Genomic DNA, 16,378 nt, shown 5'->3' with positions numbered 1-16,378 from the left:
CCTGGCGCGGCCGATTCCCGGCCCCACCGCCGGCCAACCTGGAAAATCGCAATGAGCAAGACCCCCTGGCGCACCGCCATCGCCGACTTCGACAAGGACCACATCCGCATCGCCGGCTACGCGATCGGAGACCTGATGCGCAACCTGGACTTCGGCGGCTCGCTGTTCGTGCTGATGCAGCAGCGCATCCCGAGCGCCGCCGAAGCGAAGATAGTCAACGCGATCCTGGTGTCCGTGCTGGACCACGGGATCGTCGCCCCCTCCGTCGCGGCCCGCGTGGTCGCGGCCTCCGGCGTGCCGATCCAGGCCTGCGTGGCCGCGGGGATCATGACCATCGGCGACGTCCATGGCGGCGCCGGCCAGGAGCTCGCGCGGCGCCTGATCGACTGGGTGAAGGAAGCGAAGCAGGAGGGGATCGAGCTGCCCGAGCAGGCGCGCCGCATCGTCGCCGCCGCGCGGGAGCGCAAGAAATACGTCGAAGGCTTCGGCCACCCCCTGCATCCCCGGATCGACGAGCGCACCGACACCACGCTGGCCATGGCGCATGAGCTGGGTGTCGCCGGCCCGCACGTGCAACTCGTCGAACTGATCGCCGCCGAAATCGAAAAGCAGACGGGCCGCTCCATTCCCGTCAACGTCGACGGCGCCATGGCCAGCGTGCTGATGGACCTGGGTTTCGACTGGCGGGCCGTGCGCATGTTCGTCTTCGTGCCGCGCGCCGCCGGTGTGTCGGCGCACGTGGTCGAAGAGCAGATGCGGGAGCGCGGCTGGCGCGTGGTCGCCGACGAAACGGACACGCACTACGATGGACCGGCGCCTCGCGCCTATCCGTCCGGCACACAGGGATGACCCTGTGTCCCCGGCCGACATCGCCAACGGCAACGAGAAAAAAGGAACCCGCATGCGGCGCTTCACGACTCGCGAGGGTATTCCCATCGCGTACGAGGACGACTACTTCGGCCCGCCCTGGCTGGCGGCCGAAGCCGAGACGGTGGTGCTTCTTCATGGCACGTCCGAGAGCAGCCAGGTCTGGTATGCGTGGGTCCCTCCGCTGACCGCACGTTACCGCGTCCTCCGCCCCGACCTGCCGGGCTTCGGCCAGTCCCGCATCGGCGCCGATGTCCCCTACGACTGGTCGGCGCAACGCATCGCCGGCGACCTGCTGCAGTGGCTGGACCACCTGGGCGTGGCGAGCGCTCATTTCGTGGGCGCGAAATACGGCGGCAGCATCAGCACGACGATCGCGCTGCAGGCGCCGCAACGCGTGCGCAGCCTGACCGCCATCACGGGCCCCATGGGGATCGACAAGAAGCCTGCCGAAGTCGAGGTCGGCAAGTTCGCGTCGCGCATCGAGTCGAGCCACGCCGACTGGGTGAACGAGACCATGGTGGCGCGCCTCGGCACGGCGTCGTCGCCCGCGCTGCGCGAGTGGCTGACGACCCTGATGACACCCTCCGATGCCCGAGCGGCCAGCGGATGCGCGACCGGCACCGTGAACCTGCAGCTTTTCAAGCACCTGGACGATATTGCGGCGCCGACCCTGATCGTCACGACCGACCGCAACCGCATGGTGCCCCGGCAGACCTACGCCGACTGGGCGAACGCGATCCCGGGCGCGAAGCTCGTGGTGCTCCCGGGCGACGGCTACCACCCCGCCGTGAGCGATCCGCAGCCTTGCGTCGAGGCAGTGATGGCCCATATCGACGGCGCGACACGCCGCACAACCTGAGGACGCTGACGATGCCCGCCGACCCCACCCTCCGATCTGCGAGTCCGAGAATCCACGCGCCGAGTTCACGACGACAGGTGGCGCGGCATGTTGCCGGTCTCTTCGCAGCCGTCGCGATGGCGGGCTGGCCCGTGGCGTCCCCGGCGCAGACGGCGCAGACGGCGGGCTGGCCGAACAAGCCCATCCGCATCATCGTCGGTTATCCGCCCGGAGGGGCGGTGGACATTGCCGCGCGCGCCATTGCCGACAAGCTGAGCGACTCGCTGAAGCAGCCCATCGTCATCGAGAGCAAGCCCGGTGCGAGCGGCGTGATCGGCACGGACTACGTGGCGAAGTCCGCGCCCGATGGCTACACCCTGCTGATGGCCGCGAGCACCATCCCGATCCAGGCCACGCTGCTGAAGCTGCCCTTCGACACCGTGCGCGACATCACGCAGATCGCCATGGTGGCGACGACGCCGCTGGTGCTCGTCGTGAACCCCAAACTCCCGGTCAACGACGTCGCGGGCCTGATCGCCCTGGCCAAGGCGCAGCCCGGCAAGCTGAACTACGGCAATCCGTCCCGCGGCAGCTCCAACCACCTGGCGACCGAGATGTTCAAGAGCATGGCGGGGCTCGACATCGTCAACGTGCCCTACAAGGGTGGGCCGCAGGCCGAAACGGATCTGATCGGCGGCGTGGTGACGATGATGTTCGGCGCGGCGCCCTCCACGCTGCCGCAGGTCAAGAGCGGACGCATGAAGGCGCTGGCGGTCAGCACCTCGGCGCGCGCAGGCGTGTCGCCCGACCTTCCGACCATGGCGGAGTCGGGGCTGCCCGGCTTCGACGTCACCAACTGGTATGGGCTCATGGGTCCGGCCAACATGCCGCCCGCGATCGTGCAGCGCCTCAATGCCGAGGTCAACCGCGCCCTGCTCCTTCCGGAAGTCAGGGAACGGCTGCAGCGCGCGGCGCTCGATCCGGCGCCGCAGACGCCCGAGCAATTCTCCACATTCGTGCGCACGGAAATCGTGAAGTGGGCCAAGGTGATCAAGGACACCGGCACCACGGCCGACTGACGCTTCGGCGGCCCGTATTCGACCATCTCAATGGAGCTTTCCATGACCTCAGCGACCCAACTCCCCGACCGCCATGCCGTCTGCTGGCCGCGCGGCCAGCGCACCGTCTCGCAGCAGCCGCTGGCGCCGCGCCTCGACTCGCTGGACGGCAAGACCGTGGCGTTCCTGTGGGACTACCTGTTCCGCGGCGACGAGTTCTTTCCCATGATCGAGGCGGAACTCCACAAGCGCTACAAGGATGTGCGCATCGTGTCCTACCAGGAGTTCGGCTCCACGCACGGCGATGACGAACGCGCCATCCTCGACAACCTGCCCGCACGCCTGAAGGAGCTCAAGGTCGATGCGCTCATTTCCGGCATAGGCTGTTGAGGGAGCTGCACACCCGCCGTGTTGCGGGTGAGTGCGGTAGCCGAACGGGCCGGATGCCCGAGCGTGACCCTCGTGTGCGACGGCTTCGTGGGCCAGGCGCGCAATACTGCCCTGGGCCTGGGGCTGGCCTTGCCGCTGGCGATCGTGGCCGGGCACCCGGACGTCATGACGCGCGAGGAACTCGAGGAGCGCATCGTCGAAGGCGCCCTGCCGGAGATCCTGCAGGGCCTCAGCGGCGTCTCCGTTTCGGCCGAGGAGACGAAAGAGCCGCTGGACGACGAGGTGGTGTTCGAAGGCACCTTCGACGAGGTGCAGCAGCACTTCCTCGACCGGCTGTGGAGCGATGGACTGCCCGTCGTTCCGCCGACGCGTGAGCGCATCGCGGCCTTTCTTTCGTTTACCCCGCGCCCGCCCGAGCAGGTGCTCGGCGTGATGCTGCCCGACAACCGTGCGGCCACCGTGAGGAACGTCGCGGTGAACGGCGTGATGGCGGGCTGCCGCCCCGAATACATGCCGGTGCTGGTCGCGCTGGCCGAAGCCATGGCCGACCCGGCCTACGGCGTCGAGCACAGCGGCAATACGCCGGGGGGCGAAACGCAGATCTTCATCAACGGACCCATCATCAAGGAGCTGGGGTTCAACTACGAGCAGGGCGCTGCGCGCGATGGCTTCCAGGCCAACACCAGCATCGGCCGCTTCTGGCGCCTGTACCTGCGCAACGTCGCGGGCTTTCTTCCGCACCAGACGGACAAGGGAACGTTCGGCGGGACGTGGCGCGTGGTGATCGCCGAGAACGAAGACGTGCTGCAGCAACTCGGCTGGCCCGGTGTCGCGCAGTCCAACGGCGCGCCGCCGGGCAACGCGGTGACGGCCACGCGCATCACCGGCTACCAGATGGTGGTGTCCGTCTTCGGCGACCAGTCGGAGCAACTCATTCCGTACCTGGCGGATGCGCTGATCAAGTCGTCGCGGTGGGAACTGGTCTTTACCGTGGGCGTGGCCACCGCCAGCTACCGGCCCGTGCTGGTGCTGTCCCCCATCATCGCGAAGACCCTGCACAAGAACGGCTGGACCAAGGCGCAGGTGCAGCAGGCCCTGTTCGAGCAGGCCCGGGTGCCGGCATGGCTGTTCGAGAAATACCTGGCGGGCTGGACGAACATCGTGCCGGGCCGGCGCACCCTGTACGACATGGCGCGCCTCGGGAAGGCGCCGAAGAGTTTCGGCCAGTCGAAGGACCCGGAGCGGCTCGTGCCGATCGTCACGGCGCCCGAGCACATCGTGCTTGCGGTGAGCGGCGATCCGGCGCGCACCAACTGCCTGGTGATGCCGCAAAACGGCATGCTCGGCTTTCCGACGTCGAAGCCCATCGACCTGCCGCCGCAGTGGACGGCGCAATTGCGCGCGACCCGAAGCTAGCGTACGCAAGTATCGAAGCTCCGCACCATTCCCGATGGACACGCCCGGCGCACCCGGCCAGACTCCGGTGGCCGGGCGGCGCATGGTGCGGGCCCCATGCAGTTCCAGGAGACACGCAGTGAAGACTTTCCCGTCCGTCGACCGTGGCCGCCGCGCGACGCTCATCGCCATGCTCGCCGCCGGCGCGGCCCCCGCGGCGTTCGCGCAGGCCGACTATCCCAACCGCCCCATCAAGTTCGTCGTCGCGCAGGCCGCGGGCTCCGCGGGCGACGCGCTCGCCCGCCTCATCGGAACGCGCCTGGCCGATGTCCTCGGCCAGGCCGTCGTCGTCGAGAACCGCGCGGGCGCCAACGGCATCATCGGCGTGCAGTCGGTCGCGAAGGCGGCGCCGGACGGCTACACCTTCGTCATCGGCACCACCCCCAACCTCGCGATCAACGCCGCGCTCTACAAGCAGCTGCCCTACGACCCGCTCACCGACATCAGCTCGGTGGCGAACGTCGCCAAGACCTACTACACGGTGCTCGTGCCGGCCTCGTCGCCGGCCAACTCGCTGAAGGAGCTCATCGCGCTCGCGCGCAGCAAGCCGGGCCAGCTCACCTACGGCGCGGGCAGCACGGGCGCGCAGGCCAACATCGAGATCTTCTCGGCCGCGGCAAAGATCAAGATGACGCACGTGCCGTACAAGTCGAGCTCGCAGGCGCTGCTCGACATCGCGGGCGGCCGCGTCGACATGATCTTCGACACGCCCGCCACCGCCATGCCGCACGTGCAGTCGGGCAAGGTGAAGGCGCTGGCCGTCACCAGCCTGCAGCGCCTGCCGCAGTATCCGAACACCCCGACCGTGGCCGAAACCGAGATCCCCGGCTACGAATACGCCTCGTGGGTCGCCATCAACGGGCCGGGGGGCCTGCCTGCCGCGATCCAGCGCAGGATCTCGACCGAAGTGCAGAAGATCCTCGCGCAGCCCGACATCGCCGAACGGTTCCGCACCATCGGCTTCGAGCCGGTATATGCATCGCCCGAACAGCTGAGCGCGATGCTGCGCCGCGACATCGATGCCTACAGGAAGATCATCAGGGAGCTCGGCATTCCGCTGCTCGACTGAGATTTTTTGTTCGCGGGCCGCAACGCCCGCACGCGAAAACCGGGGGCTGCGACCCCTGCGCCGGCATGGGCTCGTCAATAATGATGCGACCCCCCAGCCTCGTCACGCCACACTCATGATGCGATCGAACCGATTCGCGGCCGCCGCGCGGCTGCTGGCCGCCGTCGCCACCTGCGGCGCCGCCGCGGCCTCCGCGCAAGGCACGCTCGCGGACCTGTCCCTGGAGCAGTTGTCCAACATCCAGGTCACCTCGATGGGCAAGCGCGTGCAACGACTCGCCGAGGTGCCCGGCTCCGTGTACGTGATCGGGCAGGAGGACATCCGCCGCTCGGGCGCGACCAGCCTGCCCGAGGTGCTGCGCCTCGCGCCGAACCTGCACGTCGCGCGCGCCGACGCCAACCAGTACGCCATCGCGGCGCGCGGCTTCAACAGCGTGCTCGCCAACAAGATGCTCGTGCTGATCGATGGCCGCACGGTGTATTCGCCGCTGTTCTCGGGCGTGTTCTGGGAGGCGCAGGACTTGCCGCTGCAGGACATCGAGCGCATCGAGGTCCTGAGCGGCGCGAGCGGCACGCTCTATGGCTCCAACGCCTTCAACGGGGTGATCAACGTCATCACGCGCCACGCCGGCGAAACGCCCGGCTGGCTTGCGACCCTGGCCGCGGGGTCCGAGGACCGCGTGGCCAGCCTGCGCTACGGCCACACCACCGATGCGGGATTGAGCTGGCGCCTGTATGCGCGCCACGCCGGGCGCGATGCGAGCGAGCTCGGCAGCGGCACGGCGGTGCGCGATGCGAGTTCGCGCAAGACGGTCGGCTTCCGCATGGACCGGCCGGGCAAGGGCAGCGAACTCACCGTGCAGGGCGATGCCTACGAGGGCAGCATCGACCAGGCGCCGTCGGCGCGGCGCATCGCGGGCGCCAATCTGCTCGCCCGCTACGGCTTCGATCTGGGCGATGGCGGCCGGGCGCAGCTGCAGGGCTTCTACGACCGCAGCGAACGCCGCCAGCCGGGCGTCATCGACAACACCCTGGATACGTTCGACGTCGATTTCCAGCACGTGCTGCGACCGCGCGACGGGCACGAATTGCTGTGGGGAACCGGCTTGCGCTGGCTCGACGACCGCGTGACGAACCTGACGCCCGCGGTGCTGGCGTTCCGGCCCGCCGACCGCCGCCTGCGCCTGTGGAACGTGTTCGCGCAGGACGAGATCGCGCTGGGTCCCAAGTTCAAACTCACACTCGGGCTCAAGGCGGAGCACAACGACTACACCGGACTGGAGTGGCTGCCCAACGCCCGCCTGGCATGGGACGTCGCGCCGCGCCACTTGCTGTGGACCGCGCTCTCGCGCACGATCCGCGCACCGTCGCGCGTCGACCGCGAGCTGTTCGTCACCGGCGCCGCGAGCCTCGCCGGGCCGGACTTCCGCTCGGAAGTCGCGAAGGTCTTCGAGGTCGGCTACCGGGCGCAGCCGCGCGAATCGCTGTCGTATTCCCTCACGCTCTACCACCACCGTTTCGACCGCCTGCGCTCGACCGACATCGTGCCGGGCGGCACGTCGATCAACAACAATTTCGAGGGCCACCTCACGGGCATCGAAACCTGGGGCCGATGGCGGCTGGCCGAAGGCTGGCGCGCCACGGCGAGCTACGTCCACGAGCGCCAGCGCATCGCGCCCGCTGCCGGCACGGCACCCTTCGGCGGCACGGCGCAGCTTGGCAATGACCCGCGGTACCGCGCCGGTCTCGGTCTTTCATGGGACATCCGCTCCAACATGGAGCTCGACATGCAATTGCGCCGCGTCGGCGCGCTGCCCAACCCCAACGTGCCGGCCTACACCGCGGTCGATGCGCGCTTCGGCTGGCGGTTGAACCCGGCGTTCGAGCTGTCGGTGACCGCGCGCAACCTCACCGACTCGGCGCATGCGGAATGGGGCAACGCGATCAACCGCGCCGAGATGCGACGCGCCATCATCCTCAAGGCGACGTGGCGGCTCTAGCAGCATGAGCGAAGCGAACCTGTTCGGGGCGATGGCGTCCGCGCGGCGGTCGCGGCGCGGCCTGCTGCTGCTCGTGTCGGCGGTCTCGCTCGCGGCTGCGGGCCGCACCGGTGCGCAGCCGGCAGCCGTCGAGAAGCCGCGGGAGAGCCTGGTGAAGGCCGCCTTCCTGCACAAGTTCGCGAGCTTCGTCGAATGGCCGGCGGGCACGTTCCCGCAACTTTCCACGCACCTGCGCATCGCCATCATCGGCGACGACCAGGTCTGGCGCGACCTGCGCGAGCTGGCGCGCGACCGCGACCGCGACGGCCGCCCGGTCGATGTCGAGCGCCTGAGCCCGGGCGAGTCGCTCTCCGGCTTCCACATCGCCTATCTCAAGGCGTCGACACCGGCCCGCATCACCGAACTGATCTCGCATGCGCCCGAGGGCGTGCTCACCATCGCCGACTCCGACGGCGCGCATCCGCGCGGCAGCGTGCTCAGTTTCTTCCTCGACGATGGCCGGGTGCGCTTCGGCGTGTCGCCCGAGGCGGCCGCGCGCCAGAAGCTGCGGCTCGACCGCCGGCTGCTTTCCATCGCGCGGACCGTGCAGGGCGCGGCGCCCGCGCGGCGCTGGCCCGCGCTCGGATGACGGCGTCCACCGCCGCTGGAGGCGGCTACGACCGCCGGCTCGTCGGCTGGCTCTCGCTCGCGCAGCTCATCACCTGGGGCAGCGTGTTCTACACGTTCGCGCTGCTGCTGGAGCCGCTCGAGCGCGAGCTCGGCATGACACGCGCGCAGAGTGCGCTGGCCTTCAGCCTCGCGCTGTTCGCCGAAGGCGTGTTCGCCTATCCGGTCGGACGGTGGATCGACCGCGGCCACGAGCGCGCGGTCATGGCGGGCGGCTCGCTGCTGATCGCGGCGGCTTTCGCCGCGCACACGCTGGTGAGCGGCGTCGCCGGCTTCTATGCGGTGTGGATCCTGCTCGGCGCGGCCTTGTCGGCGACGCTTTACCAGCCCGTGTTCGCCGTCGTGACCCGGCGCTATCCGGGCGATTTCCGCCGCGCGATCATCACCATCACCTTCCTCGGCGGGCTGGCAAGCACGGTGTTCATTCCGCTGTCGGCCTGGCTGATCGCGGCGCTGGGCTGGCGCGGCGCGCTCGGGGTCCACGCGGCGATCCACCTCCTGGTCTGCGTTCCGCTGCACTGGCACTGGCTTCGCAACGCGCCCGCGCGCGCGGTGGTTCACGCGACGGAGGCGGCCACGGGCACGACGCCCGCGAGCTTCCTGCGCAGCCCGGCGTTCCTGCTGATCGGCGTGTTCGCGGTCGGCATGATGGGCCTCACCGCGGCGCTGCCGCCGCACATGGTGAGCCTGTTGCGTGAGGCGGGGCTCGGCGAAGCCTGGGCCATCGCCATCCCGGCCTCCATCGGTCTCGTGCAGGTCCTCGGCCGCGTGCTGATGTTCTTCTTCGAACATCGCTTCGACGTGCATCTGGCCAACCGCGTGATCCCCGTCCTCATCCCGCTCGGCCTGTTCGCGCTGCTCGTCGGCGCATCGCATCCCGCGGCGGCCATCGTCTTCGTGCTGCTCTACGGCCTGGGCAACGGCATGCTGACGATCGTGAAGGGCACGGCCATCGCGCAGTACGTGAGTCGCGAGCACGTCGCGTCGCTCAACGGCGCGCTGGGCTTGCCGATCGCGATCGCGCGCGGCATCGCGCCGCTGCTGCTCGGCCTCCTGTGGACGCGCGACGCGGGTTACCGCTGGGGTGTCGCGGTGCTGTTCGTGGCCGGCATCGTGGCGACGGTCGCGCTGTGGCAGGCGCAGCGAAAGGCGCTCACGTGAGGCCGGCCTTCGCGCCGGCGGGCTTCGCGTCGGGTGCCGGTTCCGATGCGGGCGCATCGTTGCGCGCATCCTCCAGCGCCCGCGCGCAACCCGCGCCGAAAAGCAGCACCGCCGAGGAGAAGTAGATCCACATCAGCAGCACGATGAGCGAGCCCGCCGCCCCATAGGCCGACACCACCGCCGCCGACGACAGATAGATCGTGAGCACCTGCCGACCGATGGTGAAAAGGATCGCCGCGACGAAGGCGCCCACGAGCAGATAGCGGTGTCGCGGCTTGGGTCCGCCCGACAGGCGCATCAGCCCGTAGAACAGTGCACCGCCGAATGCGAAGCCGATGCCCTCGTTGATGGCCCGCAGCAACACTTCCATCGCGAAGCCCTGGCTGGCCCAGCCCGAGAACATCGTGAGCAGCGTGGAAAGCGCGAGCGACACGAGCAGCAGGAAGCCGAACACGAGGATGTAGGCGACGCCGCGCAGGCGCAGCGTGGCGGTGCGCCACCAGGAGCGCCTGGCTGGCGTCTCGCGGCCATGCGACCAGACGGCCTGGAAAGAGTCTTGCAGTTCGCCGAACACGCCGGTGGCGCCGAACGCCAGGACGACGAGGCCGACGATCGTGGCGGTGATGCTCTCGACCGGCTCCTTCGCGCTCTTCAGCGCCTCCTCGATCAGCTTGCCACCCTGTTCGCCGACGACGGCGCCGATCTGCGAGACGAGGCCGGTCTCGAGCATCTCCCGGTCGAGCCACCAGCCCAGGACGGCCACGAGCACGAGCAGCAGGGGCGCAAGGCTCAGGATCCCGTAGAACGACATCGCCGCGCTCATGCGCAGTCCGTCGGCCTCGCTCCACAACTTGACCGCCCGCGTGATGGGCGCGACGGTACGGCGCAGCGTCATTCAGCCTCCGCAATGCCGCCTCGAGGCGGCGAAGTCATGGAAGCGATACGTGCGGGTCATGGACCGCAACGGTAGCATCCCGCCGCCGTTCGGCGCGTAGGAGCGAAGCTCATCGCCACGCGAGCGGCGTGCCGAAGTCGGCGGGCTACAAGTTGGGCGCGAGAACCCGCTGCAGTTCCTCGACGTCCGCGCCGCGCCGCGCGGCCTGGTCGCGCAGCTGGTCGTCGCCGATCCTGCCCACATTGAAGTAGGTGCTGTCGGGGTGGCTCAGATAGAAGCCGCTCACGCTCGCGGCCGGCCACATCGCCATGCTGTCGGTGAGCTGCATTCCGATCTCCTCGGGTTGCAGCAAGGCGAACATGTCGCGCTTGACGCTGTGGTCCGGGCACGCCGGGTAGCCGGGCGCCGGGCGGATGCCGCGGTACTTTTCGGCCACGAGGGCGTCATGGTCGAGTTGCTCGTCGGCCGCATAGCCCCAGAAGTCCTTGCGCACGCGCTCGTGCAGGCATTCGGCGAAAGCCTCGGCCAGGCGGTCGGCCAGTGCCTTCAGCATGATCGACGAATAGTCGTCGTGGTCGGCCAGGAAATACTGTTCCTTCTTGTCGACGCCGATGCCGGCGGTGACCGCGAACGCGCCGACGTAATCGGCGCGCACGCCGCGCGGCGCGACGAAGTCCGCGAGGCAGCGGCTCGGACGCATCACGCCGTCGATCGCGTGCTTCTCGGTCTGCTGGCGCAGGCCGTACCAGGTGAGCACGGGCTGCGTGCGCGACTCGTCGGCATAGAGCTGGATGTCGTCGTCGTTCACGCTGTTGGCCGGCCACAGGCCCATGACCCCGTTGGCCGTGATCCAGCGACCCTCGATCATGCGCTTGAGCATGCGCTGGCCGTCCGAGAGCACGCGCACCGCCTCGGCGCCCACGACCTCGTCCTTGAGGATGCCGGGGAAGGCGCCCGCGAGATCCCAGGTCTGGAAGAACGGGCCCCAGTCGATGTAGGTCGCGAGCTCGCTCAGGTCGAAATTGCGGAACACGCGGCGGCCGATGAACTTCGGCGCGGGCGGCACGTAGTTCGACCAGTCGATGGGCGTCTTGTTCGCGCGCGCCTTCGCCAGGGGCCAGATCGGCACCTGCTTGCGGCTGGCATGCAGCTCGCGCACCTTCACGTAGTCGGCCTCCACCTCGGCGATGTATTTCGCCGCCTGCTCCGACAGCAGTCCCGAGGCCACGCTCACGCTGCGCGAAGCGTCGGGCACGTACACCACCGGCCCTTCGTAATGAGGCGCGATCTTCACGGCGGTGTGGACGCGGCTCGTCGTCGCGCCGCCGATCAAGAGCGGAATCTTCTTCAGGCGGAAATGCTCGTCCTTCTGCATCTCGCGCGCGACGTACTGCATTTCCTCGAGCGAGGGCGTGATGAGGCCCGACAGGCCCACGATGTCCGCGCCCTCGACCTTCGCCTTCGCGAGGATCTCGTGGCACGGCACCATCACGCCCATGTTCACCACCTCGAAGTTGTTGCACTGGAGGACGACGGTGACGATGTTCTTGCCGATGTCGTGGACGTCGCCCTTGACCGTGGCGATGACGATCTTGCCCTTGGCGCGCACGTCCTGGCCCGCGGCCTCCTGCTGGCGCTTCTCTTCCTCGATGTAGGGGATGAGGTGGGCCACGGCCTGCTTCATGACGCGCGCCGACTTCACCACCTGCGGCAGGAACATCTTGCCCGCGCCGAACAGGTCGCCCACGACGTTCATGCCGTCCATGAGCGGCCCCTCGATCACGTGCAGCGGCCGCCCGCCGTCCTTCAGCAGCAGCCGGTAGACCTCTTCGGTGTCCTCGACGATGTGGTCGGTGATGCCGTGGACGAGCGCGTGCGAAAGCCGCTCGCGCACGGGCAGCTGCCGCCATTCGTTCTTCTTCGAGTCGTCGCGCGCCGCGCCCTTGGCGGTTTCCGCGACGTCGACGAGGCGCTCGCCCGCGTCCGGGCGCCGGTTGAGCACGACGTCCTCGACGCGCTCGCGCAGGGCGGGGTCGAGGTCGTCGTACACGCCCACCATGCCGGCGTTGACGATCCCCATGTCCATGCCCGCCTGGATCGCGTGATAGAGGAAGACGGTGTGGATCGCCTCGCGCACCGGGTCGTTGCCGCGGAAGGAGAAGCTCACGTTCGACACGCCGCCCGACACCTTGGCGCCGGGCAGGTTCTGCTTGATCCAGCGCGTCGCGTTCAGGAAGTCGACCGCGTAATTGTTGTGCTCCTCGATGCCGGTGGCGATGGCGAAGATGTTGGGGTCGAAGATGATGTCTTCCGGCGGGAAGTCGAGCTCGTCGACCAGCAGGCGATAGGCGCGCTCGCAGATCTCGGTCTTGCGTTCGTAGGTGTCCGCCTGTCCCTTTTCGTCGAACGCCATGACCACGGCGGCGGCGCCGTAGCGGCGCACGAGGTTCGCCTGCCGGCGGAACTCGGCCTCGCCTTCCTTCAGCGAGATCGAGTTGACGATGCCCTTGCCCTGGATGCAGCGCAGCCCCGCCTCGATCACCTCCCACTTCGACGAGTCGATCATGATCGGCACTCGCGCGATGTCGGGCTCGCTCGCGATGAGGTTGAGGAACTTCACCATGGCCGCCTTGCTGTCGAGCATGGCTTCGTCCATGTTGATGTCGATGACCTGCGCGCCGTTCTCGACCTGCTGCCGCGCGACGGCGAGCGCCTGTTCGTAGTGGCCGGCAAGAATGAGCCGCGCGAAGGCCTTGGAGCCGGTGACGTTGGTGCGTTCGCCGACGTTCACGAACAAGCTGCCGGGGCCGATCTCCACCGGCTGCAGGCCGGAGAGCTTCATGGGGGGGACGTCGTTTCGGGGCTGCATTCGCTCGATCTCACCTGTGGATTTGAACCAGGGTGAGCGCGGTTGGAAAACTCAAGCCTGACGACGCGGGGACGGTCGCTGCAGCGCTCCTTGAACGGGCCGATTTTACAGTGCCTGCGCCGGCGTCAGGCGGCTTCCTTGTAGAAGAACTGCCTCTGCGTCGAGCGCGCCGCGAGCGGCGCGACAGCCTGCGCGATGGCGCCGATGTGATCGGGCGTCGTGCCGCAGCATCCCCCCACGATGTTCACCAGCCCCTCTTCGGCGAACTCGCGCAGCAGGCGTGACGTCACGTCGGGCGTCTCGTCGAAGCCGGTGTCGCTCATCGGGTTGGGCAGGCCCGCATTGGGATAGCAGCTGATGAAGGTCTCGGGCGCCGCGCGATGCAGCTCCTGGATGTACGGCCGCATCAGCGCCGCGCCGAGCGCGCAGTTGAGGCCGACGGCCAGCGGCCGCGCATGGCGCACGCTGTACCAGAACGCGGTGACGGTCTGGCCGCTCAGGATGCGGCCCGAGGCGTCGGTCACCGTGCCGCTGATGATGAGGGGCAGGCGCTCGCCGCTCTTCTCGAAGAATTCGTCGATGGCGAAGAGCGCGGCCTTGGCGTTGAGCGTGTCGAAGATCGTCTCGACCAGCAGCAGGTCGCTGCCGCCCTCGACCAGGCCCTCGACCTGTTCGTAGTACGAGGCGCGCAGTTCCTCGAAGTCGACATTGCGCGCGCCGGGGTCGTTGACGTCGGGGCTGATGCTCGCGGTGCGCGGCGTCGGGCCGAGGGCGCCGGCCACGAAGCGCGGCCGGTCGGGCGTGGAGAACTTGTCGGCGGCCTCGCGCGCGAGCTTCGCCGCGGCCACGTTCATCTCGCGCGCGAGCGGCGCGAGGTCGTAGTCGCCCTGCGCGATGGCGGTCGCGCCGAAGGTGTTGGTCTCGAGGATGTCGGCGCCGGCGGCGAGATAGCCTTCGTGGATGTCGCGGATCACGTCGGGGCGCGTGAGCACCAGCAGATCGCCGTTGTTCTTGAGGTCCTTGTGATGGTCCTTGAAGCGCTCGCCGCGGTAATCGGCCTCGGTGAGCTTGAAGCGCTGGATCATGGTGCCCATGGCGCCGTCGAGGATGGCGATGCGTTTCTCGAGGAGGGCCGGCAGGGCCTGGCCGCGGGTGTAGGCGATGGGCTTCATGGTCATCGCATTTTAGGAACAAAGCGTTGAACGGGCTGCGTCAGGGACAATCGGGCCTCTGGCTCTCCGCATGCTCCCGCCCCAATCCATCCTCTCCGAAGTCTTCGGCTACGAAAGCTTCCGCGGCCCGCAGGCCGAGATCGTCGACCACGTGGTCGGCGGCGGCGACGCGCTCGTGCTCATGCCCACGGGCGGCGGCAAATCGCTGTGCTACCAGATCCCCGCCATCGCGCGGCACCGCGCGGGCAAGGGCGTCGCCATCGTCGTGTCGCCGCTGATCGCGCTGATGCACGATCAGGTCGGTGCGCTGCACGAGGCCGGCGTCGATGCCGCCTTCCTCAACTCCACCTTGTCCGGCGAGGAGGCCAACGCGGTCGAGAAGCGGCTGGTGCGCGGCGAGATCACGCTGCTCTATGCCGCGCCGGAGCGCATCACGACCCCGCGTTTCCTCGCGCAGCTGGACGCCTTGCACGAGCGCGGGAAGCTGAGCCTGTTCGCCATCGACGAGGCGCATTGCGTGAGCCAGTGGGGCCACGACTTCCGGCCCGAATACCGCGCGCTCGCCGTGCTGCACGAGCGCTATGCCGGCGTGCCCCGCATCGCGCTGACCGCGACGGCCGACGACCTGACGCGCGCGGACATCGTCGAACACCTGCAACTGCAGGAGGCGCGGCAATTCGTCAGCAGCTTCGACCGGCCGAACATCCGCTACGCCATCGTCGAGAAGAAGGACGCGACCTCGCAGTTGCTGCGCTTCATCCAGCGCGAGCACGACGGCGACGCCGGCATCGTGTACTGCCAGTCGCGCAAGCGCGTGGAAGAAGTCGCGCAGACGCTGTGCCAGGAGGGCGTCGACGCGCTGCCGTATCACGCGGGGCTCGACGCCGGCATGCGCCAGCGCCACCAGGACCGCTTCCTGCGCGACGAAGGCGTGGTGATGGTTGCCACCATCGCCTTCGGCATGGGCATCGACAAGCCCGACGTGCGCTTCGTGGCGCACCTCGACCTGCCGAAGAACATCGAAGGCTATTACCAGGAGACGGGGCGCGGCGGCCGCGATGGCTTGCCCACCGATGCCTGGATGGCCTACGGGCTGCAGGACGTCGTGAACCAGCGCCGCATGATCGACGAGAGCCCGGCGGCCGAAGCCTTCAAGCAGGTGCTGCGCGGCAAGCTCGATGCCTTGCTGGCGCTGGCGGAAGCAACCGACTGCCGACGGGTGCGATTGCTCGAATATTTCGGCGAGTCGTCGACGCCTTGCGGCAACTGCGACAACTGCCTGCAGCCACCCGATGTGTGGGATGGGACGGATGCGGCCCGCAAGCTGCTGTCCACCATCTACCGCGTGCAGCAGCAAAGCGGCATCAGCTTCGGCGCCGGCCACATCATGGACATCCTGCGCGGCAAGGCCACGGACAAGATGGCGCAGTTCGGCCACGAGCGCCTGTCGACCTTCGGCATCGGCGCGGAGTTCAGCGAAGCGCAGTTGCGCGGCGTGCTGCGGCAGTTGATCGCCACGGGCGCGCTCGCGGTCGATGCGAGCGCGTTCAACACCTTGCAGCTCACCGAGGGCTCGCGCGAGGTGCTCAAGGGCGAGCGGCGGGTGATGCTGCGCGAGTCGGTGTCGCAGTCCGGCGGCGGCTCGCGGCGCAAGTCGAAGGCGGAGCGGGGCGTACCCGTGGTCGCCGCGGGCCTGAACGCGGAAGCGCAGCAGCGATTCGCCGCGCTCAAGACGTGGCGTGCCGAGGTCGCGAAGGCGCACAACCTGCCGGCCTACGTGATCTTCCACGACGCGACGCTGGCCGCGATCGCCGCCCTCGCACCGCAGTCGCTCGGCGACCTCGAAGGCGTGAGCGGCATCGGCGCGAAGAAGCTCGACGCTTATGGCGCGGACGTGCTGCGGGTCGTGAACGGTTGATTTCGTCATTCCCGCCTT

Annotated in this window: 12 protein-coding genes and 1 riboswitch; of the genes, 9 read left to right on the top strand and 3 right to left on the bottom strand. The window is 68.7% G+C overall.

Going from position 1 to position 16,378, the window contains the following annotated elements; genetic code table 11:
* Positions 1 to 51: 51 nt before the first annotated feature.
* The 8 genes from AB7E83_RS06955 (at position 52) to AB7E83_RS06920 (ending at position 9,506) form a co-directional block, all read left to right on the top strand.
* Complete coding sequence (locus tag AB7E83_RS06955; protein ID WP_428566985.1) at positions 52 to 849, top strand: citryl-CoA lyase; 798 nt, start codon at positions 52 to 54, stop codon at positions 847 to 849.
* A gap of 4 nt (positions 850 to 853) precedes the next feature.
* Positions 854 to 1,729, top strand: coding sequence for an alpha/beta fold hydrolase (locus tag AB7E83_RS06950; protein WP_428566983.1), 876 nt, complete (start codon positions 854 to 856; stop codon positions 1,727 to 1,729).
* A 116-nt stretch (positions 1,730 to 1,845) separates the two neighbouring features.
* Positions 1,846 to 2,787: a tripartite tricarboxylate transporter substrate binding protein gene (locus AB7E83_RS06945; RefSeq protein ID WP_428566980.1), complete on the top strand. Its 942-nt coding sequence runs from the start codon at positions 1,846 to 1,848 to the stop codon at positions 2,785 to 2,787.
* A gap of 30 nt (positions 2,788 to 2,817) precedes the next feature.
* Positions 2,818 to 4,572: a UGSC family (seleno)protein gene (locus tag AB7E83_RS06940; protein ID WP_428566977.1), complete on the top strand. Its 1,755-nt coding sequence runs from the start codon at positions 2,818 to 2,820 to the stop codon at positions 4,570 to 4,572.
* A gap of 118 nt (positions 4,573 to 4,690) precedes the next feature.
* On the top strand, positions 4,691 to 5,680 hold the full coding sequence (locus AB7E83_RS06935; protein WP_428566975.1) for a Bug family tripartite tricarboxylate transporter substrate binding protein: 990 nt from the start codon (positions 4,691 to 4,693) through the stop codon (positions 5,678 to 5,680).
* Positions 5,681 to 5,798: 118 nt separating this feature from the next.
* On the top strand, positions 5,799 to 7,679 hold the full coding sequence (locus AB7E83_RS06930; RefSeq protein WP_428566972.1) for a TonB-dependent receptor plug domain-containing protein: 1,881 nt from the start codon (positions 5,799 to 5,801) through the stop codon (positions 7,677 to 7,679).
* Between the two features lie 4 nt (positions 7,680 to 7,683).
* Positions 7,684 to 8,307, top strand: a complete 624-nt coding sequence (locus AB7E83_RS06925) for a YfiR family protein (protein WP_428566969.1) — start codon at positions 7,684 to 7,686, stop codon at positions 8,305 to 8,307.
* Positions 8,304 to 9,506, top strand: coding sequence for an MFS transporter (locus AB7E83_RS06920; protein WP_428566967.1), 1,203 nt, complete (start codon positions 8,304 to 8,306; stop codon positions 9,504 to 9,506). The genes AB7E83_RS06925 and AB7E83_RS06920 overlap by 4 nt, the downstream gene beginning before the upstream one ends.
* Here the strand turns inward: AB7E83_RS06920 and AB7E83_RS06915 are convergent.
* The 3 genes from AB7E83_RS06915 to AB7E83_RS06905 form a co-directional block, all read right to left on the bottom strand.
* Positions 9,499 to 10,401 carry a YihY/virulence factor BrkB family protein gene (locus AB7E83_RS06915; protein ID WP_428566964.1) on the bottom strand — a complete coding sequence of 301 codons (903 nt, stop codon included), beginning with the start codon at positions 10,399 to 10,401 and terminating at the stop codon, positions 9,499 to 9,501. The two genes, AB7E83_RS06920 and AB7E83_RS06915, sit on opposite strands and share 8 nt — an antisense overlap.
* Positions 10,402 to 10,546: 145 nt before the next feature.
* Positions 10,547 to 13,270 carry a methionine synthase gene (gene metH, locus AB7E83_RS06910; protein WP_428566961.1) on the bottom strand — a complete coding sequence of 908 codons (2,724 nt, stop codon included), beginning with the start codon at positions 13,268 to 13,270 and terminating at the stop codon, positions 10,547 to 10,549.
* A 27-nt stretch (positions 13,271 to 13,297) separates the two neighbouring features.
* A riboswitch (S-adenosyl-L-homocysteine riboswitch) is annotated at positions 13,298 to 13,368 on the bottom strand.
* Positions 13,369 to 13,395: 27 nt separating this feature from the next.
* On the bottom strand, positions 13,396 to 14,442 hold the full coding sequence (locus AB7E83_RS06905; RefSeq protein ID WP_428566958.1) for a homocysteine S-methyltransferase family protein: 1,047 nt from the start codon (positions 14,440 to 14,442) through the stop codon (positions 13,396 to 13,398).
* 70 nt (positions 14,443 to 14,512) lie between these two features.
* Between AB7E83_RS06905 and recQ the strand changes: the two genes are divergently transcribed.
* A complete protein-coding gene (gene recQ, locus AB7E83_RS06900; RefSeq protein WP_428566956.1) occupies positions 14,513 to 16,360 on the top strand; it encodes a DNA helicase RecQ in 1,848 nt (615 codons plus the stop codon).
* Positions 16,361 to 16,378 lie beyond the last annotated feature (18 nt).

Source organism: Ramlibacter sp., assembly GCF_050250995.1.
GTDB lineage: Bacteria > Pseudomonadota > Gammaproteobacteria > Burkholderiales > Burkholderiaceae_C > Ramlibacter.
The sequence above is the reverse complement of the archived record's forward strand: the minus strand, read 5'-3'. Positions and strand labels throughout refer to the sequence as shown.

Excerpts from the sequence above, each read along its gene's own strand:
- AB7E83_RS06955 (WP_428566985.1), top strand. The coding sequence starts at position 52 with ATGAGCAAGACCCCCTGGCGCACCGCCATCGCCGACTTCGACAAGGAC.
- AB7E83_RS06945 (WP_428566980.1), top strand. The coding sequence starts at position 1,846 with ATGGCGGGCTGGCCCGTGGCGTCCCCGGCGCAGACGGCGCAGACGGCG.
- AB7E83_RS06930 (WP_428566972.1), top strand. The coding sequence starts at position 5,799 with ATGCGATCGAACCGATTCGCGGCCGCCGCGCGGCTGCTGGCCGCCGTC.
- AB7E83_RS06925 (WP_428566969.1), top strand. The coding sequence starts at position 7,684 with ATGAGCGAAGCGAACCTGTTCGGGGCGATGGCGTCCGCGCGGCGGTCG.
- AB7E83_RS06920 (WP_428566967.1), top strand. The coding sequence starts at position 8,304 with ATGACGGCGTCCACCGCCGCTGGAGGCGGCTACGACCGCCGGCTCGTC.
- AB7E83_RS06915 (WP_428566964.1), bottom strand. The coding sequence starts at position 10,401 with ATGACGCTGCGCCGTACCGTCGCGCCCATCACGCGGGCGGTCAAGTTG.
- metH (WP_428566961.1), bottom strand. The coding sequence starts at position 13,270 with ATGCAGCCCCGAAACGACGTCCCCCCCATGAAGCTCTCCGGCCTGCAG.
- AB7E83_RS06905 (WP_428566958.1), bottom strand. The coding sequence starts at position 14,442 with ATGAAGCCCATCGCCTACACCCGCGGCCAGGCCCTGCCGGCCCTCCTC.
- recQ (WP_428566956.1), top strand. The coding sequence starts at position 14,513 with ATGCTCCCGCCCCAATCCATCCTCTCCGAAGTCTTCGGCTACGAAAGC.